The sequence below is a fragment of the Microbacterium sp. UBA1612 genome, from assembly GCF_002321605.1.
GTDB lineage: Bacteria > Actinomycetota > Actinomycetes > Actinomycetales > Microbacteriaceae > Microbacterium > Microbacterium luteum.
The window spans coordinates 1-24,912 of record NZ_DCMW01000016.1 but is presented as its reverse complement, the minus strand read 5'-3'; the positions used below and the strand labels follow the sequence as shown (position 1 = coordinate 24,912).

General features: G+C 70.0%; 30 protein-coding genes. 18 read left to right on the top strand and 12 right to left on the bottom strand.

Going from position 1 to position 24,912, the window contains the following annotated elements; translation table 11 throughout:
• Positions 1 to 504 (bottom strand): GNAT family N-acetyltransferase (locus tag B3S45_RS07025; RefSeq protein WP_286718410.1); only part of this gene is annotated, 504 nt, incomplete at its 3' end.
• Positions 505 to 529: 25 nt separating this feature from the next.
• Positions 530 to 1,417 carry a UTP--glucose-1-phosphate uridylyltransferase GalU gene (galU, locus tag B3S45_RS07020; protein ID WP_194384848.1) on the bottom strand — a complete coding sequence of 296 codons (888 nt, stop codon included), beginning with the start codon at positions 1,415 to 1,417 and terminating at the stop codon, positions 530 to 532.
• Positions 1,418 to 1,474: 57 nt separating this feature from the next.
• Here galU and B3S45_RS07015 point away from each other — a divergent pair, with 57 nt between their 5' ends.
• From B3S45_RS07015 to mscL, 3 genes are read left to right on the top strand one after another with little or no spacing between them, the layout of a single operon-like run.
• Positions 1,475 to 2,071 (top strand): 5-formyltetrahydrofolate cyclo-ligase, encoded by a 597-nt coding sequence (locus B3S45_RS07015; protein WP_194384847.1) that lies wholly within the window; start codon positions 1,475 to 1,477, stop codon positions 2,069 to 2,071.
• A 20-nt stretch (positions 2,072 to 2,091) separates the two neighbouring features.
• Positions 2,092 to 2,373 carry an FmdB family zinc ribbon protein gene (locus B3S45_RS07010; protein ID WP_286718406.1) on the top strand — a complete coding sequence of 94 codons (282 nt, stop codon included), beginning with the start codon at positions 2,092 to 2,094 and terminating at the stop codon, positions 2,371 to 2,373.
• A 28-nt stretch (positions 2,374 to 2,401) separates the two neighbouring features.
• A complete protein-coding gene (gene mscL, locus B3S45_RS07005) occupies positions 2,402 to 2,824 on the top strand; it encodes a large conductance mechanosensitive channel protein MscL (protein WP_286718403.1) in 423 nt (140 codons plus the stop codon).
• 12 nt (positions 2,825 to 2,836) lie between these two features.
• Here the strand turns inward: mscL and B3S45_RS07000 are convergent, their stop codons facing one another.
• Both B3S45_RS07000 and B3S45_RS06995 read right to left on the bottom strand, forming a co-directional pair.
• Positions 2,837 to 3,022 (bottom strand): hypothetical protein, encoded by a 186-nt coding sequence (locus B3S45_RS07000; protein WP_286718400.1) that lies wholly within the window; start codon positions 3,020 to 3,022, stop codon positions 2,837 to 2,839.
• The gene (locus tag B3S45_RS06995) at positions 3,009 to 6,743 is read right to left on the bottom strand and encodes an AAA family ATPase (RefSeq protein ID WP_228480955.1); all 3,735 of its coding nucleotides are present in this window, start codon (positions 6,741 to 6,743) and stop codon (positions 3,009 to 3,011) included. The genes B3S45_RS07000 and B3S45_RS06995 overlap by 14 nt, the downstream gene beginning before the upstream one ends.
• A 181-nt stretch (positions 6,744 to 6,924) precedes the next feature.
• Here B3S45_RS06995 and B3S45_RS06990 point away from each other — a divergent pair, with 181 nt between their 5' ends.
• The 7 genes from B3S45_RS06990 to B3S45_RS06960 all read left to right on the top strand — a co-directional run bounded on the left by B3S45_RS06990 (position 6,925) and on the right by B3S45_RS06960 (position 11,790).
• Positions 6,925 to 7,434, top strand: a complete 510-nt coding sequence (locus B3S45_RS06990; protein WP_286718397.1) for a methylated-DNA--[protein]-cysteine S-methyltransferase — start codon at positions 6,925 to 6,927, stop codon at positions 7,432 to 7,434.
• A gap of 77 nt (positions 7,435 to 7,511) precedes the next feature.
• Complete coding sequence (locus tag B3S45_RS06985; RefSeq protein ID WP_286718395.1) at positions 7,512 to 8,372, top strand: helix-turn-helix transcriptional regulator; 861 nt, start codon at positions 7,512 to 7,514, stop codon at positions 8,370 to 8,372.
• A 67-nt stretch (positions 8,373 to 8,439) separates the two neighbouring features.
• Complete coding sequence (locus B3S45_RS06980; protein WP_286718392.1) at positions 8,440 to 8,781, top strand: histone-like nucleoid-structuring protein Lsr2; 342 nt, start codon at positions 8,440 to 8,442, stop codon at positions 8,779 to 8,781.
• A gap of 112 nt (positions 8,782 to 8,893) precedes the next feature.
• Entirely contained in the window at positions 8,894 to 9,178 is a 285-nt protein-coding gene (locus B3S45_RS06975; RefSeq protein ID WP_194384840.1) for a Fe-S cluster assembly protein HesB, read from the top strand.
• Between the two features lie 82 nt (positions 9,179 to 9,260).
• Complete coding sequence (locus B3S45_RS06970; RefSeq protein ID WP_286718389.1) at positions 9,261 to 10,187, top strand: metal ABC transporter substrate-binding protein; 927 nt, start codon at positions 9,261 to 9,263, stop codon at positions 10,185 to 10,187.
• Entirely contained in the window at positions 10,184 to 10,924 is a 741-nt protein-coding gene (locus tag B3S45_RS06965) for a metal ABC transporter ATP-binding protein (RefSeq protein WP_194384838.1), read from the top strand. The genes B3S45_RS06970 and B3S45_RS06965 overlap by 4 nt, the downstream gene beginning before the upstream one ends.
• Positions 10,921 to 11,790 (top strand): metal ABC transporter permease, encoded by an 870-nt coding sequence (locus B3S45_RS06960; protein WP_286718379.1) that lies wholly within the window; start codon positions 10,921 to 10,923, stop codon positions 11,788 to 11,790. The genes B3S45_RS06965 and B3S45_RS06960 overlap by 4 nt, the downstream gene beginning before the upstream one ends.
• Here B3S45_RS06960 and B3S45_RS06955 read toward each other — a convergent pair.
• Positions 11,783 to 12,748, bottom strand: coding sequence for a TIGR03557 family F420-dependent LLM class oxidoreductase (locus B3S45_RS06955; protein ID WP_071044505.1), 966 nt, complete (start codon positions 12,746 to 12,748; stop codon positions 11,783 to 11,785). The genes B3S45_RS06960 and B3S45_RS06955 overlap by 8 nt on opposite strands.
• 173 nt (positions 12,749 to 12,921) lie before the next feature.
• Here B3S45_RS06955 and B3S45_RS06950 point away from each other — a divergent pair, with 173 nt between their 5' ends.
• Entirely contained in the window at positions 12,922 to 13,422 is a 501-nt protein-coding gene (locus B3S45_RS06950) for a MarR family transcriptional regulator (RefSeq protein WP_286718374.1), read from the top strand.
• A 1-nt stretch (position 13,423) separates the two neighbouring features.
• Here B3S45_RS06950 and B3S45_RS06945 read toward each other — a convergent pair whose 3' ends face one another.
• The 4 genes from B3S45_RS06945 to B3S45_RS06930 all read right to left on the bottom strand — a co-directional run bounded on the left by B3S45_RS06945 (position 13,424) and on the right by B3S45_RS06930 (position 16,999).
• Positions 13,424 to 13,732 carry an ATP-dependent DNA ligase gene (locus tag B3S45_RS06945; RefSeq protein ID WP_071044503.1) on the bottom strand — a complete coding sequence of 103 codons (309 nt, stop codon included), beginning with the start codon at positions 13,730 to 13,732 and terminating at the stop codon, positions 13,424 to 13,426.
• A 68-nt stretch (positions 13,733 to 13,800) separates the two neighbouring features.
• Entirely contained in the window at positions 13,801 to 14,064 is a 264-nt protein-coding gene (locus tag B3S45_RS06940; protein ID WP_071044502.1) for a hypothetical protein, read from the bottom strand.
• 42 nt (positions 14,065 to 14,106) lie between these two features.
• Complete coding sequence (locus tag B3S45_RS06935) at positions 14,107 to 16,497, bottom strand: phosphoketolase family protein (RefSeq protein WP_286718369.1); 2,391 nt, start codon at positions 16,495 to 16,497, stop codon at positions 14,107 to 14,109.
• 82 nt (positions 16,498 to 16,579) lie between these two features.
• The gene (locus B3S45_RS06930) at positions 16,580 to 16,999 is read right to left on the bottom strand and encodes a glucose-6-phosphate dehydrogenase (protein ID WP_286718366.1); all 420 of its coding nucleotides are present in this window, start codon (positions 16,997 to 16,999) and stop codon (positions 16,580 to 16,582) included.
• A gap of 137 nt (positions 17,000 to 17,136) precedes the next feature.
• Between B3S45_RS06930 and B3S45_RS06925 the strand changes: the two genes are divergently transcribed.
• On the top strand, positions 17,137 to 17,460 hold the full coding sequence (locus B3S45_RS06925; RefSeq protein WP_286718363.1) for a hypothetical protein: 324 nt from the start codon (positions 17,137 to 17,139) through the stop codon (positions 17,458 to 17,460).
• 1 nt (position 17,461) lies between these two features.
• On the opposite strand, the gene B3S45_RS06920 is transcribed toward B3S45_RS06925, so the two are convergent.
• Positions 17,462 to 18,871 carry an FAD-binding oxidoreductase gene (locus B3S45_RS06920; RefSeq protein WP_286718362.1) on the bottom strand — a complete coding sequence of 470 codons (1,410 nt, stop codon included), beginning with the start codon at positions 18,869 to 18,871 and terminating at the stop codon, positions 17,462 to 17,464.
• A gap of 42 nt (positions 18,872 to 18,913) precedes the next feature.
• Positions 18,914 to 20,209, bottom strand: coding sequence for a glycosyltransferase (locus tag B3S45_RS06915; RefSeq protein ID WP_286718359.1), 1,296 nt, complete (start codon positions 20,207 to 20,209; stop codon positions 18,914 to 18,916).
• Positions 20,210 to 20,272: 63 nt separating this feature from the next.
• On the opposite strand from B3S45_RS06915, the gene B3S45_RS06910 reads away from it, so the two are divergent.
• The 4 genes from B3S45_RS06910 (at position 20,273) to B3S45_RS06895 (ending at position 22,668) form a co-directional block, all read left to right on the top strand.
• Positions 20,273 to 20,896, top strand: a complete 624-nt coding sequence (locus B3S45_RS06910; RefSeq protein WP_286718357.1) for a TetR/AcrR family transcriptional regulator — start codon at positions 20,273 to 20,275, stop codon at positions 20,894 to 20,896.
• Between the two features lie 115 nt (positions 20,897 to 21,011).
• Positions 21,012 to 21,443 carry a cupin domain-containing protein gene (locus B3S45_RS06905; RefSeq protein WP_286718355.1) on the top strand — a complete coding sequence of 144 codons (432 nt, stop codon included), beginning with the start codon at positions 21,012 to 21,014 and terminating at the stop codon, positions 21,441 to 21,443.
• Positions 21,440 to 22,294, top strand: coding sequence for an aldo/keto reductase (locus B3S45_RS06900; RefSeq protein WP_286718352.1), 855 nt, complete (start codon positions 21,440 to 21,442; stop codon positions 22,292 to 22,294). Before B3S45_RS06905 ends, B3S45_RS06900 begins: the two co-directional genes overlap by 4 nt.
• A complete protein-coding gene (locus B3S45_RS06895) occupies positions 22,291 to 22,668 on the top strand; it encodes a DUF2255 family protein (RefSeq protein ID WP_286718349.1) in 378 nt (125 codons plus the stop codon). Before B3S45_RS06900 ends, B3S45_RS06895 begins: the two co-directional genes overlap by 4 nt.
• A 41-nt stretch (positions 22,669 to 22,709) precedes the next feature.
• Here the strand turns inward: B3S45_RS06895 and B3S45_RS06890 are convergent, their stop codons facing one another.
• Positions 22,710 to 23,054 carry a carboxymuconolactone decarboxylase family protein gene (locus tag B3S45_RS06890; RefSeq protein ID WP_286718347.1) on the bottom strand — a complete coding sequence of 115 codons (345 nt, stop codon included), beginning with the start codon at positions 23,052 to 23,054 and terminating at the stop codon, positions 22,710 to 22,712.
• Positions 23,055 to 23,188: 134 nt separating this feature from the next.
• Here B3S45_RS06890 and B3S45_RS06885 point away from each other — a divergent pair, with 134 nt between their 5' ends.
• On the top strand, positions 23,189 to 24,073 hold the full coding sequence (locus B3S45_RS06885) for a helix-turn-helix transcriptional regulator (RefSeq protein WP_286718344.1): 885 nt from the start codon (positions 23,189 to 23,191) through the stop codon (positions 24,071 to 24,073).
• A gap of 316 nt (positions 24,074 to 24,389) precedes the next feature.
• On the top strand, positions 24,390 to 24,912 hold a 523-nt coding region (locus B3S45_RS06880; protein ID WP_286718342.1), incomplete at its 3' end, for a hypothetical protein.

Below are 24,912 nucleotides of genomic sequence, written 5' to 3'. Positions count from 1 at the left end.
CCAGTCCCCGTCGATGTGGATGTACCGCCGACGCAGCCCTTCGTAGCGGAAGCCGAGCTTCTCGACCACGCGCAGGCTCGCCGTGTTCTCGGGCCGGATGCAGATCTCCATGCGGTGCAGGCGGAGTTCCGAGAAGCAGATGTCGGTCGCCAGGGCGACCGCCGTGGGGGTGATGCCGCGCCCGGCGAAGCGCTCGCTCACCCAGTAGCCGATCGTCGCGGAGGCGAGCGAGCCGCGGGCGATGCCCCACACGTTCAGCTGCCCGGCGATGGTCCCGTTCTCCTCCATCACGAACGGGATGCCGCCCCCGTCGCGGTATTGCTGCAGGAGGCGACGAACCGCCGAGCGCATGTCGATCGACACGGGCCCGTCCGGGTTCGTCGCCTCCCACGGACGCAGCCAGGTGCGGTTGGTGAGCAGCTCCTGCTGCAGCGCGCGAGAATCCCGCTGGCGGATCAGGCGGATCGCGATCGATCCGTACGAGCGGGGAGACGCGAGGTCCATGCGCTCCCCCTCCGAAACGGCGGCGTCACAGGGACGCCGCGAACTCCTTGAACCAGGGGCGCAGGTCGGGACCGAGGTCGTCACGGTCGGCGGCGAGCTGCACGATGGCCTTGATGTAGTCCACCCTATCCCCGGTGTCGTAGCGGCGGCCGCGGAAGACGACGCCGTACACGCCCGGACCGTCCGGGTCGGCGGCCATCTCCTGCAGCGCATCGGTGAGCTGGATCTCGCCGCCCTTGCCGGGCTCCGTGCGCTCCAGGATGTCGAAGACCGCGGGAGAGAGCACGTAGCGACCGATGATCGCGAGGTTCGACGGGGCGTCTTCGCGCTTGGGCTTCTCGACCAGCCCCTTCACCTTGACGACGTCGTCCTGGTCGGTCTCCTCGACCGTCGCGACGCCGTACATGTGGATGTGCTCGGGGTCGACCTCCATGAGGGCGATGATCGCGGCGCCGGTGCGCTCGTGCTCTTCCATCATCTTGGTCAGCAGCACGTCGCGCTCGTCGATCAGGTCGTCGCCGAGCAGCACCGCGAACGGCGAGTCGCCGACGTGCGCGCGCGAGCGCAGCACGGCGTGACCGAGCCCCTTGGGCTCGCCCTGACGCACGAAGTGGATGTCGGCGAGGTCGCTGGAGTGCTGAACGCGCGCGAGCTTGTCCTCGTCGCCCTTCTCCTTGAGCTTGACCTCGAGCTCGGGCACCGAGTCGAAGTGGTTGGAGAGGTTGTTCTTGTTGCGACCGATGATGATGAGCACATCGTCGATGCCGGCCGCAGTGGCCTCTTCGACCACGTACTGGATGGCGGGCTTGTCGACGACGGGGAGCATCTCTTTGGGCATCGCCTTCGTCGCGGGCAGGAATCGCGTTCCGAGTCCGGCAGCGGGAATGACGGCCTTGAAGGGCTGTGACGGCATGGCGAGATCCTACCGGCATCATGTGTCGGGCCCGTGTCGGCGACATACAATCGATCCATGTCCGACGCGATCGACGACGCAAAGCGCGCCCTCCGTGCCGAACTGCGCGAACGCCGCCGCGTGATGTCGGCCGCCGCTGTGGAGGCGGCCGGCGAGCAGCTGAGTGCGCACCTGGACGACCTGCTCGCCCGTCACGAGGTCTCGGCCATCTCGTGCTTCCTCTCCACCCCGTTCGAGCCGTCGACGCGCGCCTTCGTGGAGGGCGCGGTCGCCCGCGGCATCCGCGTTCTCCTCCCCATCACCCGCACCGACGGCCTGCTGGACTGGACGGTCGCCACTGAAGACGGCGACATCGCCGAGGGCCTGTTCGGGCTGCCGGAGCCCGTCGGCGAGCTGCTCGGCCCCATCGCGGTGAACGATGTCGACCTCATGATCGTGCCGGCCGCCGCGGTCGACCGCACCGGCATGCGCCTGGGATGGGGTCGCGGCTACTTCGACAAGACGATCGGATCGATGGAGGGCTGCCCGCCGGTCTACGCCGTCGTCTACGACAGCGAAATCCTCGACGAGGTCCCCTCCGAGCTCCACGACCAGCCGGTCACCGGCGCGGTCACCCCCACCCGCATCCACGAGTTCGCGCCTGCGGCGCGCTGAGCCGATACCGAGAGTCGCCCATGCCCACCTACGCCTATGCCTGCAAGAACTGCGGACACCGCTTCGACGCCGTGCAGTCCTTCTCCGAACCGACCTTGTCCGAGTGCCCCGAATGCGGGGGCGTGCTGCGCAAGGAGTACGGGTCGATCGGCGTCACCTTCAACGGCTCGGGCTTCTACCGCACCGACTCGCGCTCGGGCTCGTCGTCGACCGCGAAAGCGTCCCAGGGTGGCGACGCGGGCTCGTCTTCGTCATCATCGAAGTCCGAAAGCACATCCGCCCCCGCACCGTCGGGCGCGTGAACGGCCGCCGAGGCCGGAAGGAGACACCGTGATCAAGGGTTTCAAGGAGTTCATCCTCCGAGGCAACGTCATCGACCTCGCCGTCGCCGTGGTCATCGGCGCCGCCTTCACCGCGGTCGTCAACGCGATCGTCGCGAGCATCATCAATCCGCTGATCCAGCTGGTGTGGCAGCCCTCCGAAGACGGCACCATCGGATTCACGGTGCAGGGTCTCTGGGGCGACGTGACCTTCCCCGTGGACACCCTGATCAACGCCGTCATCTCGTTCCTGGCCGTGGCGCTCGTGGTCTACTTCGTCTTCGTGCACCCGATGAACCTCATGAAGGCGCGGGCCGCCGCGAAGGCGGGCGTCGACAAGGCACCCGAAGAGCCGCAGCTGCCCACCGAGCAGGAGATCCTGGTGCAGATCCGCGATCTGCTCGAGAAGCAGAACGCCACCCCGAAGGTCTAGACCCGCTCCGCCTCAGTAGTGGGGCGGCACCTCGCGGCGCATCCGCTCGTCGTTCGGTCCGGATGCCGGCGCGGCGGCCTCGGCGTCACGGTCGGCGTCGGGCTCGTCGGGCTCGTCGGTGGTGCCGGGTGCGGCGGTCAGCTTCGCCCGTCGGGCGCCGCGGACCTTCTCCACACGCTGCCGGTCACTCGATGACATCGATCGGCTGTGTGTCCGCGTCGGCGCGCGGCGCTTCGGACGACACACCGAGCAGGCCGGCGATGCGCTCCGCGACCGAGGCGGGGTCGCTGTAGAGGTCGAACGAGTGCACGCGCACGTAGTGCCAGCCGAGGCGCCGCAGGATCTGCGGCCGCAGCCGGAGGGCCTCGCGCAGCGAGTCCGCGACCGTCTCGGGGTCGCTCTCGACCACGACCGCCTTGCCGTCGTGCTGGGCGACGAGGGGCAGCAGGCCCCGGTAGTCGACGTCGACGGCCACACCGAGCCGCCGCAGCTCGCGGGCCAGGGAGCGCGTGAGCGGGTCGGCGAGATCCTCCAGGCGCGCGTCGCGCTGCCGTGCGGCCAGTCCGCCGAGGATGCTCATGAGCGTCGCCGCGCCGTGCTCGAGTCGACCGTCATCGAAGGACGACGGGCGGATGGACGAGACGATGACCATCGACCGCCGCGCGCGCGTCATGCCGACGGTCAGCAGGCGATCGCCGTCGGGCGTGGAGAGATCGCCGAAGTCGCTCAGCACGCGACCGTGGCGGGTGAGGCCGAAACCGAGCGAGAAGACCACACGATCCCGGCTCTCGGCGACAGACTCCTCCAGGCTCAGCACCGCGAACGGCTCCGCCGTGTCGCGCGAGACGAAGTCGGCCACGTCGGAGCGGCCGGCGAAGGCCGCTTCCACGGCGGCCCGGATCCGCGCCGCGTGCCGGGTGCTGGCCGTGACGACCATGAGGGACTCCTGGCCGCGGTTGACCGCGTGCTCCACCACGAGCGTGACCACGCGAGCGACCTCGGCATCCGGACTCTCCACGGCACCGGTCACGGGATCGGGCACGCCCGTGCCGCCCTCGACGTAGTCGACGCTGAGGCTCCCGCGTCCGAGATACGACCCCGCCCACGGCAGCGAGGAGAGCTCGCCGCCGTAGAACGCGTCGTTGACGAGTTCGGCGAGGTCCTCTCCCCCGGCGCGGTAGCTGCGGGTGAGGGTCGCGATGGGCACGAGTTCGGCGAGGCGCTCGAACACGCTGACGCTGTCGAACGGCTCCGCGTCCTCGGCTTCGAGGCGGTCGTCCTCCGACAGCTCGCCGGCCGCGACGCGGAAGGGCGTGGGCTTCTGCGTGACGGGGTCTCCGAACACGACGACCTGGCGCGCCCGGCGGAGGGCCGGGGTGGCCTCGGCGAGGGCGAGCGAGGCGGCATCCGCGACGACGACCACGTCGAAGTCCTCGTCGCCCGGGATGCGCGGCACGTCGTAGGGCGAGGCGAGCCAGACCGGAGCGAGGGTGCGCATGAGGGTGGGGGCGGCCTGCAGCACGTGGGTGGCGCTGACGCCGTCCTTCAGGGCGCGCTTGAGGGCGTCGGCCTCGTCGGCGTGGTCGACCAGGCCGATCCGCCACTGGGTCGCCAGCTGTGCGGCGAGGAGCGGACCGGCAGCGGCCGCGTGGGCCTCGTCGACGAGCCGGAAGTCTCGTTCCAGTCGGTCCACCACCGCGGTGTTCGCGCCCAGAAGAGCGCGATCCGAGCGCAGCACGTGCTCGAGCGCCGACTGCCACCACGCGAATTCCAGCTCCGCCTCGACGTTCTCTTCGGGAACGTGCCGCACCGACAGCTCCGACAGCAGCGGCTCGAGGCCCATCTCGCCGAGTTCGGTGCGGAGGGTGGCGCGTTCGACGAGGTTGTCGAAGTACGACGACTCGGCGGCGAGCGACGCCAGGGTGCGCACGAGGGTCGCGACGGGGAGCGTCGACAGCGCGTGCGAGCCGGTGCGGCCCAGCACACCGTCGAGGTCGGCGAGCTCCGCGTCGGCCCGCTGCCACGCGGTGACGACGTCGGCGAGGCCGAGCGGCACCTCCGGCGTGATCCCGGCGTCGACGAAGCGCTGCCACTGGGTGCGCTGGTGCTGGATGCGCAGCAGCGCCTCGTACATGTCGGGCACGTGCACGCCCGGACGGATGTACTCCTTCGACAGGCGCCGCAGCCGACGGCGATTCGCCCCACTCATCGTGGGTGCGTCCCGGCGCGGCGCGTGCGCCTGGATGAGCTCGACGAGGGGTCGCTCGAACACCGTGGGGCTGAACCGGTCGAGCGTGTCGCGGATGCCCTGCAGCACGGAGAGGTACTCCCCGAGGTCGGCGACCGTGCGGAAGGGGTGCATGCGGGTCTGGGCGATCAGCTCGTATCCGCGCTCCAGGAGGGCCGGCACGTCGGTGCGGTGCAGGCGCCCCGCGAGGGCGTGGGCGGCGCGCGCATCCTCCGTCGTCGCGAACGAGACGCCGTACCACGGCGAGTCGTCGGGCCCGAAGCGGAACTCGCCGAGTCGTGCGGCGGCGGCCAGCTTCGTGGCGGCCACATCGCGCGAGGCCGCGAGGCGCAGCAGGGTGCGCACCCCGAGGCGCGCCGAGGTCGACGGCGGCACATCCCGCGCGGACAGGCGCGACAGCGCCCGCAGGATGTCGAGCACCGACACCTTCAGGGCGTCGTCGGTCTTCGTCACGGCGGTGCGGTAGTCGCGCAGCACGCCGCGCAGGCGCACGAGCGCGTCGTCGATGTCGGCGACCTTCGGCGCCTGCGCCTTCTCGTTGCGGCCGATCGCCCGGATCAGGTCGCGGCGCAGGGATCGCGGCGAGACCGCGAGGCCGGGCAGCCCGATGCCGGCGAGGCGGTGCCGGATGCCGTCGAGGGTCGACCGTCGCGCGCTCACCACCAGCACGCGCTTGCCGTCGCGCACGAGCGCGCCGACGGTGTTGATCACGGTCTGCGTGCCCCCCGTGCCGGGCAGGGTGTGCACCGCGAGGGACTGTCCGGCGAGGATGCGCGCGAGGACCGCCTCCTGCTCGGCGTCCGCGTCGAGCAGGAGCGTGTCGGCGGCGGGCGGTCGCTCGTCGGGGTGCGGCATCTGCGGCACGTCGCGGCGAGCCGTGAAGGCCTCGCGGTCGGCGAGATGCCCGGCGAGCGCATTCAGTACGGGGTGGTCGAGGTCGCGGCAGTCGCGCGTCATGGTCTCGCCGACGTCGGCGAAGCTCGAGACCACCAGCCGGGGGTGCACCCGGAAGTGATCGAAGCCGGAGGTGAGCGCGCGCAGATGGTCGATGACGGGCTGGGGCTTGAACACCCCCTGGTCATAGGCCAGGGCGGCGAGCGCGTCGCCGTCGAGGTCGATGCCGAAGTGCGTGCGCAGGGCGCGCACGAGTTCGGGGTTGACCGAGAACGAACCGTGCAGCTTCAGCTCGAAGTCGCTGTGGTGGCGACGGATCGCCAGCGGCCGCAGCAGCACCGGCGCCGAGCACTCCAGCCCGCCGAGGCGCCAGACCGCGAGACCGACGGCGAGGTGCACGGCCTCGATCCCGCGCGCCGTGCGCAGCTCCACGTTCTTGGCGGTGATCTGCTCGGCCGCCATGCGTGCGGTCCGCAGCGCGACCTCGTCGCGGAAGAGGTTGGACAGGAGCGTCGAGCGCCCGGTGATGAACTGCGGCAGACTTCCCGGGTGCGCCTTCGTGATCTCGATGCCCGCGTCGACGCTCTCGTCGAAGTGCAGCAGCGTCGAGCGCCCGCCCAGACGCGCGGATTGACGGCGCAGCCGATCGCGCTCGGACTCGGCGACATGGGTCACCCGCACGCCCGGCTCCGAGAGATCGAGGTCGCCGGGGGTCACGGTCGCCGCCGGTCCGGCCACCTGCTCACCGACCGCGACGCTGCCTTCTGCTCGCCACACGACAGTCACACTATGCGCGGGACGCGCGCTCCTCTTGCATCCCGACAGAGTTTCGCGGTATTGGAAGGCGCGGCACCGCTCGGGGTGAACCGCTCCTCCCCAGCCGTGTCGCACCAAGCGACGCTCCCCAGCCCCCCGCGCAGGATCGACGACGTCGCGGCGCTCGCGACAGGATGACGCCATGACACTCCGCTTCCACGTGCACCCGACCCCGGTCGGCGAGGTGCTCATCGTCGTCGATGACGAGCGCGTCGTCTGGCTTCACCCGGCCCGCGACCTGGAGACCGATCTCACCGCGGTCTCCCGACGTCATCCCGGCATGCTGACGCCCGACGATCGCGATCCGCTGGCTCTTCGTGCGGCGGCGCAGCTGTCGGAGTACGTCTCCGGCGAACGACAGGCCTTCGACCTGCCCCTCGACTGGGAGCAGGTGCGCGGCTTCACCAGAGCGGCGTTGCAGGCGGTGTGCGAGATCCCCTACGGCGAGACCGCCGGATACGGCGAGGTGGCGATCCTCGCCGGCCACCCGCGGGCGGCGCGAGCGGTCGGAACCGCCTGCGCCACGACCCCCTTCTCGATCGTCGTCCCCGTGCACCGCGTCGTGCGCGCCGACGGCTCGCTCGGCGAGTACGGGGGCCGGCCGGAGCTCAAGCGCCGGCTTCTCGACCTGGAGCGGGCGGACAGCGTGTAGGCCGCCCACCCGCCCGCTCCCGGCACCGGTGTATCGTCGTCGCGACGGCGCCGAGGCCGTCCGACCGGTAGGTGCCCATGTCCGCAATCCGCACGCGCAGCAGCGATCAGGCCCTCGTCGAGCAGGCGGTGGTGACCCTCGCCCGGAATTCGCCTCACACGGTCGCCTTCGGCGGCCTCGCCCACGACGGTGCCGTGCACGTCAGCGCGATCTTCGGCGAGCACGCGCAGTCGATCGAGGGACTGGTGGTGCGAGAGCACCGCGGTCTCGGTGGTCGCGCGATGGTGGAGAGCCGCCCGCGGCTCGCGCTCGACTACCGCACCTCGCGCACGATCACCCACGACTACGACGCGGCCATCCTCGGCGCCCGCATCGTCACCCTGGTCGCCGTGCCGGTGGTCGTCTCCGGGCGACCCCGCGGCATGCTCTACTGCGGATCTCGCCGCTCCGCCCCGACCGGCGGGGCGATCGCCCAGCCGACGATCGCCGCCGCCGACGACCTCGCGGCGCAGCTGCGCCTGCGTGACGATCTCGATCGACGGGTGGCCACGATGCCGCCCGCCGATGCGCGCGACGCCGCCGCACTGCCGCCTGCCGCACGCGAAGAGCTGCGCGCGAGCTACGCCGAGCTGCGCAGCATCGCCGCCGCGATCACCGACCCGGCGGTGCGCGATCGCCTGTCCCGCCTCGAACAGCGGTGGGCCGCTCTCGCCCGGGATGACGCCGTCGACGACGGCCCGAGCGCCCGCCTGTCACCGCGCGAGATCGACGTGCTGGCCTGTGCGGCGCTGGGAGCGACGAACGCGGAGATCGCCGCGACGCTCGCCCTGAAGGAGGCGACGGTGAAGTCGTACCTGCAGTCGGCGATGGGCAAGCTCGACGCCGGCACGCGGCACGCGGCCGTGGCTCGCGCCCGCCGCGCCGGCATCCTGCCCTGATCGCGACGGCGCGCCGCATGGCGAGGCGTTCATGGTCAAGTCGCGGCCTGCTCAGTAGGGTGGGCCCATGGCCCGCAGAATCGTGCACCAGCTCGTCGACGACCTGGATGGAAGCGTCCTCGAGGTCGGTGAAGGGGAGACGGTTCTGTTCTCCCTCGACGGCACCGCCTACGAGATCGACCTCACCGACGCCAACGCCGCCGCGCTCCGGGAGATCCTCGCCCCCTACGTCGACGCCGCACGCCGCGTCTCGGGCGGGAGAGGCATCTCGTCGAGCGCCCCGCGACGCCGCAAAGCGGGCCAGGACTACGGCGCCGTGCGCGCGTGGGCGAAGGAGAACGGCTACCAGGTCTCCGACCGTGGCCGCGTTCCGGCGACGGTGCTCGAAGCGTACGAAGCCGCGCGCTGACCCGACGCGACGAGTTTGGGAATCCCCTCCAAATGGGGCCATCCGCTTGCGGCGACGCCGGATTCTCGGAATCGTGGCCGGTCCGAACGTCCCGAACGAGAGGAGAGCACCCATGCTCACGCTCACCGAGAACGCCGCCACGGCCGTCAAGACGATCATCGCCCAGCTGCCCGACGCCGACCAGGGCGGCGTGCGCATCCGAGACACCGGCTCCCAGGAGACCGGTTTCGAGCTCGCCGTCGCCTCGGCTCCCGAGAACGGCGACCAGGTGGTCGAGGACCACGGCGCACGCGTCTTCCTCGACAACGGCGCGAACACCGCGCTCGATGACCGCGTGCTCGACGCGGAGATGAACCAGGACGGCTCAGTGCGGTTCGCCATCGCCAGCCAGTCCTGACCCCAGGATTTCCGATCGGGCCCGGTGCGTTCAGCACCGGGCCCGATTGGCGTTTCAGCACCCCGAATCCTAAAGTTTCGGTATGCCGAAATATTCGCGCGGAGTGGTGGTCGCGGCGATGTCCGCCGTCGGCGCGCTCTGCCTGGCCGGCTGCTCTTCTGCGCCTGACCCGCAGTCGGCGGCCGCGGACCGTCCGCAGGTGCTCACGACCTTCACGGTGCTCGCGGATATCGCGCAGAACGTCGCGGGAGACGACATCGAGGTCACCTCGATCACGAAGCCGGGTGCCGAGATCCACGGGTACGAGCCCACGCCCGGCGACATCCGAGCCGCGAGCGACGCCGACCTCGTCATCGACAACGGGCTGAACCTCGAAGCGTGGTTCGCGCAGTTCGTCGAGACCGTCGATGTGACGCACGTCGTCGTCTCCGACGGCGTCGAGCCGATCGACATCGCCGACGACGCGTATGCGGGTACGCCGAATCCGCACGCGTGGATGAGTCCCGCCAACGTGCAGATCTACGTCGACAACATCGCCGAGGCCTTCGCCGACCTTGTCCCCGCCGCCGCCGACGCCTTCGCCGCCCGCGCCGCCGACTACAAGGCGCAGCTGCAGCAGATCCAGGACGATCTCGACGCACGACTGTCCGAGCTCGACGCCGACCACCGCGCCCTGGTCACGTGCGAGGGCGCCTTCAGCTATCTCGCTCGCGACGCCGGCCTCACCGAGCAGTACCTGTGGGCCGTCAACGCCGAGCAGCAGGCCACTCCGCAGCAGATCGCGGCGACGATCGAGTTCGTGCGCGACCGCGATGTGCCGGCGGTGTTCTGCGAGTCCACGGTCTCGGACCGGGCGATGCAGCAGGTGGTCGAGGCGACGGACGCGACGTTCGGCGGCATCCTCTACGTCGACTCGCTCTCGGAGTCCGACGGGCCCGTCCCGACCTACCTCGACCTCATCCGCCACGACGTCGACACGATCGTGGCCGGGCTGACGAACGCGTCATGACCGCCGCGGTGCAGGTCGACGAGGTGTCGGTCTCCTACGGGGAGATCCGCGCACTCGACCGGGTGTCCCTCACTCTCGACCGCGGAGGCGTCACCGGCCTGATCGGCATGAACGGATCGGGCAAGTCGACGCTGTTCACCACGATCATGGGGATGCGGCGTCCCGACCACGGTCGTGTGAGCATCGACGGAGCCGCACCGGCCGCCGCCCGCAAGGCCGGTCGCGTCGGATACGTGCCGCAGAGCGAGGCCGTCGACTGGCAGTTCCCGGTGAGCGTGCACGACGTGGTGATGATGGGCCGGTACGCGCGCCAGGGCATCCTGCGGCGCCCTCGCCCCCGGGACCGCGAGGCCGTCGCGGGCGCACTCGACCGCGTCGGGCTCGCCGACCTCGCCGACAGGCAGATCGGGCGCCTGTCCGGCGGGCAGCGCAAGCGCGCCTTCGTCGCCCGCGCGATCGCCCAGGAGGCGGAGATCCTGCTGCTGGACGAGCCGTTCGCAGGCGTCGACAAGGCGTCGGAGGCGACCATCGTGCGGCTGCTGCGCGATCTCGCCGCCGCCGGCTGCGCGGTGCTGGTCTCCTCGCACGACCTGCACGCCCTCCCCCGGCTCGCCGACCACGCGGTTCTCCTGCGACACCGCGTGCTGTTCCAGGGTCCGGTCGCCGAGGCGCTCCGGCCCGAGAACCTCGCCCGGGCCTTCGGTCTGGATCCGCGCGATGACGGGGCCCCGTCATGAGCCTCCTCGATCTCATCCTCGAGCCGCTCCAGTACGACTTCATGGTGCGGGCGATCGCGACGACCGTCATCGCTGCGGTCGTGTGCGCGGTGCTGTCCTGCTGGCTCGTGCTCGTGGGGTGGTCGCTCATGGGCGACGCCGTGTCGCACGCCGTGCTGCCGGGGGTCGTCCTCGCCTACGTCGTCGGCGTGCCGTTCGCACTCGGCGCCGTCGTCTTCGGGTTCCTCGCCGTCGGCCTTATCGGCCTGGTGCGCGGCACGAGCCGCATCAAGGAGGATGCCGCCATCGGCATCGTCTTCACGACCCTGTTCGCCGCGGGGCTCGTGATGATCTCGGTGACGCCGAGCCAGACCGACCTCAGCCACATCATCTTCGGCAACATCCTCGGCATCTCCGCCGCCGAGCTCGTGCAGATCGCCGTGCTCGCGGCCGTCGCCTTCGTCGTGCTGTTCGTGCGACGCCGCGACCTCACGCTGTACGCCTTCGATCCCACCCACGCTCACGCGATCGGGCTGTCGCCGCGCTTCCTCAGCGCCCTGCTCCTCGGAGTGCTCGCCCTGACCGCGGTCGTCGCCCTGCAGGTGGTGGGAGTCGTGCTGGTCGTGGCGATGCTCATCATCCCGGGCGCGACCGCCTATCTGCTGACCGATCGCTTCAGCCGGATGCTGATCCTCGCGCCGGCGATCTCGGCGGTCTGCTCGGTCGTCGGCATCTACATCAGCTACTGGGCCGACGCCGCCTCCGGCGGCCTCGTCGTGGTGACGCAGGGAGCGGTGTTCGCCCTGGTCTACCTCTTCAGTCCCCGTCAGGGCGTTCTCGGCCGCCGCTGGAGCGCCGCGCGTCGTCGCCGTGCCTCGCTCAGCTGAGCGCGCGGGCGCGCTCGAGGAGCCCCTCGGCGGCCTCGGCGAGGAAGGCATCCTGCGCCTCGTCGCCGATCTGCACGAAGGCGAGGTCGGTGAAGCCGGCGTCGAGGAACGGCTGCGCGCTGGCGGCGAGTTCGTCGAGGTCCGGCCCGCACGCGATCGAGGCGGCGACGTCTTCCGGGCGCACGAACGCCGTCGCGGCGGAGAATCCGCGCGGCGTCGGCAGGTCGGCGTTCACTCCCCAGCCGCCGGCGAACCACCGGAACTGCTCATGCGCCCGCTCGACGGCCCGGTCGCGATCGGGATCCCACGAGATCGGCACCTGGGCGATCTTCCGCGAGCTCGTCGAGGTCGCGGCATCCCATCCGGTCACGAGCTCCGCCTTCGGCTCGGTGGTGATCATATGGTCGGCATGCGGCGCGAATCGCGCGATGGATGCGTCTCCCGAGACCGCCACGCCGATCGGCACGCCCTCGTCGGGCAGGTCCCAGATGCGCGCGGAATCGACCTGGAAGTACTCGCCGGCGTATGTCACGAGCTCCCCCGTGTGCAGCTGCCGGATGATCTGGATGGCCTCTTCGAGCATCCACTGTCGCGTGTCGACGCCCGGCCAGCCTTCGCCGACGACGTGTTCGTTGAGGCTCTCGCCCGACCCGAGGCCCAGGGTGAACCGGCCCTCGGCGAGGATCTGCAGCGTCGCCGCCTTCTGAGCGACCACCGCGGGGTGGTAGCGCACCGTCGGGCACGTGACGTAGGTCATGAGCTCGACCGAGGACGTCGCCTGCGCGACGGCGCCGAGCACCGTCCAGGCGTAGGGCGCGTGTCCCTGCTCGGTGAGCCACGGCGAGTAGTGGTCGCTGGAGACCTCGAAGTCGAACCCGGCGTCTTCGGCCGCCTGTGCATACCGCACGAGTTCGCGCGGTCCGCTCTGCTCGGTCATGAGGGTGTATCCGAAACGCATGTGCATCCTCCGATCGCGTCGTCGTCCTTCCACCTTCGCCCCACCGTTCGGCACGCGAAGGGGGTTGACGGATGAGGCCCGCGGCCGTAACACAGGGTCCGCGCGAGACGGCGCGGGCACGGTGCGGGTACGCTCGTGCTGTCCCACCGCCGTCGACCGAAACGTGGCCCAGGATGACCGACATCGTCGAGAACGACACCGATGCGAGCCGCATCGCCGAGAACGACCCGGGCGCAACGCGCACGAAGGTCGATGCCGCCCGGTCCATCGAGCGCCTCCGCCTCGCCGAGGGACGCCTGGCGCGCCGCCGTCAGAATGAGTGCGGGCCGAGTGAGAACGCGCGTGCCGCGACGCGGTTCATCTTCGACATGAGCGATCAGGGAGTGGCGGTCACACCGACGGATGTCGCCGAGCACCTGGGCATCTCGACGCCGTCGGTGACCGGCATCCTGAACCGCCTGTACACCGGGGGGATCATCACGTTCCTCCGGCATCCGGACGACGGGCGGAGCAAGTACGTGGTGCCGCTGGATCGCGACGGCGACATCGACGGGATCGATCCGCTCACCGCGCAGATCCGCGGCCTGGCAGACACCCTGACGGCCGATCAGGCCGCGGCGGTCGCGGCGTTCATCGACCTCGTCACCGACGCCGTCGACGACGAGTGTCGCTGACTCAGCCCTCGGCCGTCGCCGGCTCGGCAGGCTCCGGACCCACGGCGAGCCCGTGCGGCCCGCTGGCGTCGTGCAGAAGCGTCTCGATCCAGGCGCGGTTCAGCGCGGGATTCCGGCTGCCGTAGAAGTGGAACACGATCGAGACCGAGGGGTGCACCCAGACACTCCGGCTGCCGACGGTCTCGGGGTGGTGGAAGAAGAACGGCTCCGCGCGGCGGAGCTTGTTCATGAAGACGACTCGGAGGTGTGCGAGGGTGCGGTCGTCGATGTCGAACGAGTACCCGTCGCTGCCGTAAATGAGTTTGCCCACCGCAACACGCTACAAGCACCGCGTCGCCGAAGTAACTCTGATTAGGCGCCCTAACTAGTTCTCGAGCTTCAGAGCCAGGAGTCGATGTCGAAGTGCTGGTCACTGAAGGGGTCGGCGGGGCGGTCCGACTCGATCACGTCGGTGTGTTCGATCCGCACGTTGGAGTGGGGTGTGATCAGCACATCGGTGACCGTGGCTTCGGTGGTCGCGAATTCGACGTAGCCGCCGCCATCGCGCACCGCCTCGAGCACCGCCTGCTTGGTGTCTTCGGCGAGGTCCTCCTCGGAAAGGACGTAGGTCCTGTCGTCGATGACGAACTGGTGCCGACGCATCACGCTCCCTCGCTTCTCATTCTCCGACGGTACGTGTGCTGATCACCCGACGTCGATGGGTTGAACTGTGCCGGTCGGTGAGCTAGACGTTCCTCGCTCGGCCCCACCGGCGACCGCGGGATGATCGACCCCGTGGTCCCTGGTGTAGGCGCGCGCTTCCTCCCGACGCCGGTCGAGCTGTGCCCGGAGCGAAGCGTGGCGCTCTGCGGCTCCGCGAACACGATCGAGCACGTCGGCCGCCAGCCGGTACCGGTCGATGTCGTTGAGCAGGCGCATATCGAAAGGCGTCGTGGTCGTGCCCCGCTCCTTGTAGCCCCGCACGTGGAGGTGGGGATGCGCCGCGCGCCGGTACGCGAGGCGGTGGACGAGCCAGGGGTAGCCGTGGAAGGCGAAGATGATCGGCACCTCCGGCGGGAACAGCTCGTCGAAGGACTCCTCGTCCATGCCGTGCGGATGCTGCGAGGGTGTCTGCAGCCGCATCAGGTCGATCACGTTCACCACCCGCACCCGCAGTCCCGGCGCGTCCTCGCGCAACAGCCGCGCCGCGGCGACCACCTCTTCGGTCGGAACGTCTCCCGCGCAGGCGAGCACGGCATCCACGCCGTCGGCATCGGTGCCCGCCCACGCGAGCCGACTCGCGCCGCGTGCGAGATGCCGCTCCGCCTCGTCGGGGGTGAACCACTGCGGTGCCGGCTGCTTGCCGGCGACGACGACGTTCATGCGGTCGGTGGTGCGCAGGCAGTGGTCGACCGTCGCCACGAGGGTGTTGGCATCCGGCGGGAGGTAGACGCGCACGACGTCGGCGCGCTTGTTCACGGCGAGGTCGAGGAAGCCGGGATCCTGATGGGTGAAGCCGTTGTGATCCTGCTGCCACACATGGCTGGAGAGCAGGTAGGTGAAGCTCGACAGCGGCTCTCGCCACGCGATGCCGGAGGCCGCTTCCAGCCACTTGGCGTGCTGGTTGAACATCGAGTCGACGATGTGCACGAAGGCCTCGTACGTCGCGAAGAGCCCGTGCCGGCCGGTGAGGAGGTATCCCTCGAGCCAGCCCTGCGCCTGATGCTCGCTGAGCACTTCCATGATGCGCCCCGTGCGCGAGAGGTTCTCGTCGCGCGGATCGGAGCCGGCGTTCCACCGCTTCCCGCTCGCCTCGAACACCGCCGGCGCGAGCCGGTTCGACGCGGTCTCGTCGGGTCCGAACAGCCGGAAGTCGGTCGGGTTGCGCTCGATCACCTCGGCCAGATAGTGCCCGAGCTCGCCCATGGCCGAGCGTTCGGCGGAACCGTCCGGCTCGAGACCCGACAGGTGATCGGCGATGTCGGGCAGGTCGAGCTCGCGTCGCAGCAGGCCGCCGTTGGCGTGCGGGTTCGCCGACATCCGCCGGGCACCCTCGGGCGTCGCCTGGTCGATCGCGTCGACGGGGCGTCCGTGGTCGTCGAAGAGGTCCTCGGGCCTGTAGGAGCGCATCCAGTCCTCGAGGATGCGGCGGTGCTCGTCGTCGTCCCGTGCGGCGTCGACCGGCACCTGGTGGGCGCGCCACGTGCCTTCGACGGGCTCACCGTCGACCTCGACGGGTCCGGTCCAGCCCTTCGGCGAGCGCAGCACGATCATGGGCGTGCGCGGACGCACCACGGTCAGGTCGCTCCGCTGCCGCGCGATCGAGTCGAGCGCCTCGTCCATCGCCTCGGCCATGCGGCGATGCACCTCCTCGTGCGGGTCCGCCGCGTCGACGGTGACGAAGATCGGATCGTGCCCGTATCCGCGCAACAGGTCCGCCAGCTCCGACTCGGGGATGCGCGCCAGCACCGTCGGGTTCGCGATCTTCCATCCGTTCAGGTGCAGGATCGGCACGACGGTTCCGTCGGTGCGGGGGTCGACGAACTTGTTCCCGTGCCATCCGGTCGCCAGCGGCCCGGTCTCGGCCTCGCCGTCTCCGACGACGCAGAACACCGTCAGATCGGGGTTGTCGAACACCGCTCCGTAGGCATGGCTCAGCGAGTACCCCAGCTCTCCCCCCTCGTGGATCGACCCGGGTGTCTCCGGGGCGGCGTGGCTCGGGATGCCGCCCGGGAACGAGAACTGCCGGAACAGGCGCTGCATCCCCGTCGCGTCTCGGGTGACCTCGGGGTACAGCTCCGAGTACGTGCCGTCCAGCCAGGCCGCGGCGACCATGCCCGGACCGCCGTGCCCGGGACCGGCGATGAACATCGCGTCGAGGTCGCGCTCGCGGATCACCCGGTTCGCGTGCGCGTAGATCAGGGTGAGCCCCGGCACCGTGCCGAAGTGACCGAGCAGTCGGGGCTTGACGTGCTCCGCGACGAGCGGCCGGCGCAGCAGCGGGTTCTCGAGCAGGTAGATCTGGCCGACGCTGAGGTAGTTCGCGGCGCGCCACCAGGCGTCCAGGCGTGCGAGATCGATGTCGTGGGATGCCATCTCCCCACGCTCTCCCGCATCCGAAACCAGGGCTAGGGGGTTGAGACCCGCGGAGCCGGTCGCTAGCGGATGTGGCGCCGGCTCAGCTGACCCGTTGCCCGCACATGCCGCATTCACCGGTGGCCGAGACCTCGATGAAGCAGTCGGGGCACTTCGCGCGCACGATCGGCTCGGCGGCGCTCACGCGTCGCGGTGCGGGGCGGCGCTCGGGGGTGGGGCGACGCTGCGCGCGCGGTGCCGCGCCGCGGCGCGCAGGGGTGGTGGTCGGTGCCGTGGCGGCCGGGGATGCGGGCACATGCGCGCTGCAGTAGAAGCGCACGTAGCCGCTGTGGTTCTTCGGATGCCGGTGCTTGACCGCCCACAGCTCGGTGCGGGCGAGCGGATCGGAGCCGGCGCCGCACGAGAAGCAGCGCGCCGGCTCGCCGTCGGCGACGTCGGCCACCCGGATGGGCTTGTCGTACGGGAGAGCGTCCCGCCAGTCCGATGACGCGACGATCTTCATTCCCCTGCCTTCCGTCGGATGACGATCCGCTTCCACGGTACGTCGTCGCCCGCCGACACGCCCAAGCGAGTGTCAACCCCGGTGCGGGGTACGCACGCGCGGGGGTAGCGTCGCCGCGCGAGGAAGGGAGGTCGACGATGGCCGATTCGGATCCGACCCGCGTGCGCGCCCAGCGATCGCTGCAGGAGGGTGGACGCAGACGCTGGTTGATTCCCGGGGCGATCTTCGCCGCGATCTGCATCGCGCTGTTCATCGGGATGCTGCAGTTGCAGATTCTCGTTCCGACGATCGCCCTGGTGCTCACCGGCTCGCTGTTCGCGGCGATGGTCGTCGTGTCGCTCACCGTGAGGCGGGCGCCCACTCGCAACCGCGCGATGGCGTGGCTCATGGGGGCGATGGCCGTTTCAGCGCTCGTGTGCGCCGTCGTTGTGATGGCCGGCGAATGGTCGACGGCGGTGTGAATCAGCCGAGCGGATGGCCGACGTGGATGACGCGGTCCGGGTCCCAGGCGGCGGCGATGTCGCGGAGCCGGGCGAGGGTGGGTTCGTCGTACAGGTCGGATGCGGCAACCGGCCGTTCGGCGAAGTTCCTCACGAGCCGCGGTGCCGCGTGCGGACGCAGGCGGTGGACGACCTCGAGCGCCGCCGCACGGACCGGCTCGTGAGCCTCGGGGACGGGGACGATTCCGACGGCGAAGACGAGTCCCTCGCCGTCGATCGTCGAGACCGCTCCGCCCGTGCCGCTCCCTGCACGAAGCGCACCGCCCAGATGCCGCAGCTCGATCGACAGCAAGGGTGCAGACGAGGGCGCGAGCGCGGCATCCATGAAGGCGTCCACGCTGGCGGCGGAGATCTCCGAGAGAAGGATCGCTTTGCCCCGCGCGGGCGCGGGCTGAGGCGGGTCGCCGTGCACGGCCCCCAGCTCGGCCGGCGACATCGGGTGGATCGTGTCGATCTCGGGCGTGAGGGCGCGAAGCGGCGCCACCAGCGCGTCCGCCGTGGCGGCGTCGGCCTGCACCGCCGCTTCGACGGCGACGAAGGAACGACCCCGCAGGAACTCCGGAATCTCGGGGATCGCCGGGTAGCGCAGCACGCGCGCGAGTGAGGTCACCGAATCGGGGATGTCGGCGGTCCACTCCCGCCACGCGTGCGCGACGTCGGCGGCGCGCTCGAGCGGCCACATCAACGCGCCGGCGTGCACCTCGGCGATCGGGTAGAGCCGAATCTCGATCGCCGTGACGACTACCGGCGCCACTCCCCCGCGAGCGGCCCAAAAGAGGTCCGTGTGGTGCGTCTCGTCGATGCGGAGCACCCGGCCGTGGGCATCGACGGCTTCGAGGGCGAGGATGCTGTTCGCCGCGAGACCGTGCGAACGGGCGAGCCATCCGAGCCCTCCCCCGAGCGCGAACCCGACAGCGCCGACGCTGGGCGCCATGCCCGCGACGACCGCGAGACCGTGCTGCGCGGCGGCGTCGGCCACCGCACCCAGGCTCACGCCGGCGCCCACCCGGGCCGACGCGGTCGCGGGGCGGATCTCGACGGTGTCGAGCGCGGAGGTGCGCAGCAGGATCGTGTCGGCGAGCGAGTCGACGGTTCCGGCCGCGTGGCCCGTGGACTGCGGTGCCACGCGCAGCCCGAGCTTGCGCGCGGCCAGCACGGTCGCGACGACGTCGTCGACATCGGCGGGCACCACCACCGCCACCGGGTGCTGGTCGACGAGGAGCTGCCAAGCGCGGCGGGCGTCGTCCCACTCCGGGTCGCCCGGCAGGATGACCGGGCCGTGAAGGGCGGACCGCAGGGCGTGCAGGTGCTCTCCGGGCAGGATCGCGGCGGAGGTGTCGGAAGCGTCAGGGGTGGTGTCGGAAGTGTTCATGTCGTCCTCGAGGAGGGATGCGGGTGGAAGGGGTGATGACGATCAGGAGGTGCGAGCGCCCGCGAGGCTGTCGAGCACGGCCTCGATCCCGAGCGGCCCGGGAGCTCGGGTGATGGCGGCGCCGATGTGCGCGGCGCGCTCGCGGTACGAGCCGTTGCCGAGGATCTCGTCGACGGCGTGGGCGATCCGGGTGGGCGCGATGCCGGTGCGGGTGGGCTTCAGGCGCAGACCGACGCCGCTCCAGGCGACCCGGGCGGCCACTTCGGCCTTGTCTTCGGTGTTGCCCGTCGCGACGACCGGCACCCCGTGCGCGAGGGCGTAGTGCACCCCGCCGTAGCCGCCGTTCGTGACGAGCACGCTCGTGCGCGGGAACAGGCGGTCGTACGGAAGGTAGGCGGCCATCCGCGCGTTTGCGGGCAGCGGACGGCGGGGCAGCTCGCGCCCACCGGTCGTGGCGACGACGAGCACGTCGCGATCGGCGAGCGCGTCGATGGTCGGGAGCACGAGATCATTCAGGTCGGCGTTGGCCACCGTGCCCTGGGTGACGTGGACGACCGGACGGTCGGCGTCGAGATCCCCCCACCAGTCCGGCACCGGGATCGAGGAGGCGTCGGCCAGCGAGACCGGCCCGACGAAGTGAACGCGGGTGCGCACGTCGGTGCGCGGGTACTCGAACTCCGGCACGCTGAACTGCACCACCGCATCGGCGAGCGACGGATAGTTCATCACGGGCGTGCGCAGCTCTGCCCCGACGATGTCTCGAACCTGCCGCGCCGCGGCGCGCTGCAGGTCGCCGAAGACGAACCGGTCGGTGCTCCAGGTGAGAAGCGCGTTGCGCGCTCGGCCCGCGGCGCCGGGGCGAGGCGGGATGCCGAGGGCGAACGGTGCGGTGTCGCGGCTGCGCAGGCCCAGGGGGATGATGCCGAGGTTGATCACCGGCGGACGCTCTGCGGCGGGTCGGCTCAGGAGCAGCATGGCGCCCAGGAACATGCTCTCGGTGAGCACGGCGTGGGCTGGTTGGGTCGCGAGCAGCTCGTCCACCGCGCGCAGCTGCGCCGGGGCGGGATCGAGGAAGATGTGCTGGAGATCCCAGCGGACGCCCGCCGCGCCGGTTCGCCCGACACGGGCGGGAAAGGCCGCATCCATGTCGCTGTCGTCGTAGTCGGCCTCGGCCGGCAGAGCGCACCAGCGAGCGCCCGTCTGCTCGACGGCCTCTCGATAGGTACGGCCGGTGAGGAACCGCACGTCGTGCCCTGCTCCGACGAGAGCTCGAGCGACGGCGAGCAGGGGCGTCACGTGGCCGCGCACCGGCGTGCTGCAGAGAAGGAGAGAGGACATGTGGACTCCTGTTAGGGTGTTGAAAGTACTTAGGAAGTATTCAGTACCCCCAGAGGAAAGTCAATGCCCCCGTACAGTTCCCCCCTGCGCGAAGCGCAAGCAGCCCAGACCCGCCAGCGCATTCTCGAAGCCGCCATCGATGTCTTCGGCGACGCGGGCTACTCCGGTGCCTCCCTCGCGCGGATCGCGAAGGAGGCGGGCGTCTCGCTCGAGACGGTGAAGCAGAACGGGCCGAAAGCGGCGCTGTTGCTGGCCGGATTCGACTACGCCTTCGCCGGCGAGGAGGGCAAGGGCCCGTTACACGCCCGCCAGCTGGGCGAGCAAGCAGCGTCGCTCGGCCCCGCCGAGACGCTGAGCTTTCTCGTGGCCTTCGTCGGCGGCGCGAACGAGCGGGTCGCTCGTCTGTGGCCGCGCCTGCTGGATGCTGCCGCCGGCGACGCCGACGTCGCCCGACGGCTCGATCAGCTGCAGACCAATCGTCGAGCGGACATGCGGGGCGCTCTGGCCATGCTCGATGCGAAGGGGCTGGTGCGAGGTTCCCGCCCGCACCAGCAGTGCGCCGATGTGCTGTCGTTCCTCATCTCACCGGAGAGCTACACCCAGCTGGTCATCGACGCCGGATGGTCGCGGTCGGCCTACCTCGCGTGGCTGGAGGATGCCATCGAGCGTCTTGTTCTGGCGTCCTGAGCGAGGCGCACCCTGTCGGGTTTTTCCACGTACTGCCAGTACGCGTCGTGACAGGTCCTTCCCCCGCGCCGGCGGCCAGAGTTGTCTGGTGGGACTGGTCGGAAGGAGACCCATCATGACCGATTCAGACTTCGACAGCCTGTTTCCTCTCGGCGCCGCGAACGACGCCTTCGCGCCCTACTTCAGCGGGCAGAGTTACCTCGCTCCCCTGGCGGATCTCGGGATGTTCGTCGCCAACGTGACGTTCGAACCCGGGTGCCGCAACAACTGGCACGTGCACGCCGCGAGCAGCGGGGGCGGGCAGATCCTCCTCGCCGTCGCCGGCAGCGGCTGGTTCCAGGCCGAGGGCGAGGAGCCGGTCAGCCTCGAGCCCGGCTCGGTCGTGCAGATTCCGGCCGGTCAGAAGCACTGGCACGGAGCGAAGGCCGACTCGTGGTTCAGCCACGTCGCCATCTCGGTACCCGGTGACGATGTCGACAACATATGGCTCGAGCCGGTCGACGACGAGTACTACAACACCCTCCCTACGATGAAGGAGAACGCATGATCACTGACGAGACCTACACCCTGTCCAACGGCGTCGAGATCCCGAAGCTCGGGCTCGGCACCTGGTTCATCGACGACGACAAGGCAGCGCAGGCCGTGCGGGATGCGGTCGCCGCCGGCTATCGCAACATCGACACCGCGCAGGCGTACGGCAACGAACGAGGCGTCGGTGAGGGGGTGCGCACCGCCGACGTGCCGCGCGAGGAGCTCTTCGTCTCGACGAAGCTCGCCGCCGAGATCAAGGATTACGAGGGCGCGGTCGCGGCGATCGATTCCTCTCTTGCCACGATGGGGCTCGACCACATCGACCTGATGCTCATTCACAGCCCGCAGCCGTGGGATGACTTCCGCGGCGGCGACTACGCCGAGGGCAACCGCGCCGCCTGGCGTGCGCTCGAAGAAGCCCTCGCGGCCGGCAAGCTGCGCTCGATCGGCGTCTCCAACTTCCAGCAGGCCGACATCGAGAGCCTGCTCGAAGGCGCGAGTGTGGTCCCGCACGTGAACCAGCTGCTGGTGCACGTCGGGAACACCCCGGCCGAGCTCATCGAGTACTGCACCGGCAAGGGCATCCTCGTCGAGGCGTACTCCCCCATGGCGCACGGCGAGATGATGAAGAACAGCGAAGTGACCGCGATGGCCGAGCGCTATGGCGTCAGCGTGCCGCAGCTGTGCATACGCTACACCCTCGACCTCGGCACGGTGTCGCTGCCGAAGACGGCCAACCCGGCGCACATGCGCGACAACGCCCAGGTCGACTTCACGATCTCCGAGGAGGACATGAACACGCTCCGCGGGCTGGAGCACCGCGAGTACGGCGAGTTCTCGTTCTTCCCGGTCTACAGCGGGAAGTGACCCCGGTGACGGGCGAGCACGACGCCCTCGAGGGCGTGGGCCGACGCGGCGAGCTCAGCGTGTCGAGCCTGCGCCCCGACGGCACGTTCAGCCGGCCAGTGCCGATCTGGTCGGTGCTGGTCGACGGGCGCCTGTTCATCCGCTCCTACAGGGGGACGGAAGGGCGGTGGTACCGCGGGGTGCTCGCCCGTCGCGCGGGGCGCGTCACCTCCGGCTCTCGAGCGGTGGATGTGACCTTCACCCCCGCCCCGGTCGAGCTCGCCGACAGCATCGACGACGCCTACCGCGCGAAGTATGCCAGCAGCGCCTACCTCGCGCCGATGCTCAGTGAGCAGGCACGCGCGGCGGCGTTTGAAGTCACTGCGACGCCGTAAGAGGAAGGGTCCGTTGCGATGCAGCGGACCCTTCCTTCTTGTCAGGCTTCGTCGCCGGCTGATGCGGCGACGTTCTTGGCCACGCCCATGGCGGAGAATCCCTTGGGCCAGCCCGTGTAGAACGCGAGGTGCGTGATCGCCTCGATGATCTCCTCCTGGGTCAGGCCGTTGGCGATGCCGAAGGGGATGTGGAAGCCGAGCTGGTCGGCGTTTCCCATCGCGGTGAGCGCCGCGATGGTGATGAGGCTGCGGTCGCGCTTGGAGAGCTCCTCGCGCTCCCACACCTCGTCGAAGAGGACCTTGTCGGTGTAGTGGGCCAGGGCCGGGGCGAGGTCGCCGAACGCCTGCTGGCCGCCGGTCCAACCGGTGGTGGCGGAATCGGTCATCGTGGTGCTCCTTCTATCGGTGCGGTCTGCCTTCTCTGCCACCCGATCAGAGGAGAAGGCGGCGGGCGAGAGTCTGGTTCTGCGTGTACTGCGGGTACCTGGTTTGCGCGCGGATGGCGACGTAGCGTGAGGGCATGGACTACCGCACCGAGGTTCGCGACTTCCTCACAGCGCGTCGTGCCCGGCTGAAGCCCGAAGACGTCGGACTGCCGAGCTTCGGAGGGCGTCGCCACGTGAAGGGTCTTCGCCGCGAAGAGGTCGCGATGCTCGCTGGCGTGTCCACCGAGTACTACGCGCGTCTCGAACGGGGGGATGTCGCGGGCGTCTCGAATCAGGTTCTCGACTCCCTCGGCGACGCCCTCCAGCTCGACGACACCGAGCGCGACCACCTCGCCAACCTCGCCCGTGCCGCATCGGCCAGTCCCCGGTCACGACGGGCGAAGCCGACGTCTCACTCGTTGCGGCCCGGAATCCTCGCGGCGGTGAAGTCGATCACGACCGCGCCCGCGTTCGTGCGCAACGGCGCCCTCGACGTGCTCGCCGCGAACGATCTGGGCCGCGCGTACTACGCGCCGATGTTCGCGAAGGCGCCCGAGACGCCGAACATTGCGATCTTCAACGTCTTCGATCCGGCTGCGCAGAGCTTCTATCCGGACTGGATCAAGGCCGTCGATGGAACCGTCGCCGTCCTTCGGCACGAGGCCGGCCGCAACCCGTACGACAAGCGGATCACGGAGATCGTCGGCGAGCTCTCCACGCGCAGCGAGGTCTTCCGCGACCGCTGGGCGAACGCGGTGGTCCACCGCCACGACGCCGGCATGAAAGTGGCGGTCCATCCCGTCGTCGGCGACCTCGCGTTGCACATGGTCGGCACCGAGGTCATCACCGAACCGGGTCTATCGCTGATGATCTATGCCGCTGAGGAGGGCAGCGCCGACGAGGAGAAGCTCCGCCTCCTCGCGAGCTGGGCCGCCACGCACGCATCGACGGCGACTGAAGCGGCAAGCGGCGGCTCCTGACGCTGGCACGGTGAGCGGAACTCCGCATGCATCGACTCTGTTGCTGGCGGGCGCTGGGTGGTCCGGCGAGGGCGCGGAAGTACGTTCAGTTAGGGCACGGCCGTCGGGCATTGTCAGCGGCGGGTCTCGCGAACTATTGCATCGCGCGAGCGGGCGGCGGGCCGCCGCGGCCGCCGTCAAGCCCTGATGACGACCCTCTGCCGGGGGCGCCGATCGAATGGATACCCGCTTGAGTCGCGACGGGAGATGGCGGTACGGGGAGGCCTCCCGTAGGGGCCGACCGATACGCCGCTCCGGGTTTCGTTACTGTGAGCGTGTGTTCGGCAGACGTAAGGCAGAAGATATCAGCATCGATTATCGCGACGCCCGCATCCGGCTACTGAGCGAGGAACTCGATCGCACGCGTGACGCAGCCCTTGAGCGATCCCGCCTTCTGAATACTAAAGCGTCCTTCGTAGTGGTCGCCGCGGGTGTCATCGCGAGTGTTAGTTCGGTCGGCATAGGAGACCGGGAAGCGGGTCTCGCCTGGGTAGTCCCGTTCAGCCTGACTTTCCTTACCGTGCTGACCGCCACTGTTACCCTTTGGCCAAGGAAGTTGAAGGTCGCAGGTGGGCGCGAGATGGTGACTGCCTGGAGAGAATCCGAACTCACCGAATACGACCTCGTGGATCACCTGTTAGAGGTAAAGGTCCAGGAAGTCGAAAGCCGGGACGCGCAATACAGGCTCGGTTCAATCTGGACGAAAGTGGCCTTTGTATTCCTCCTTATGAGCCTGATCTCCGTGGTCGTTGTCGGCGGTGCGGAGGCATGGCCAACTAAGCCTCGATCCACCGATGGGC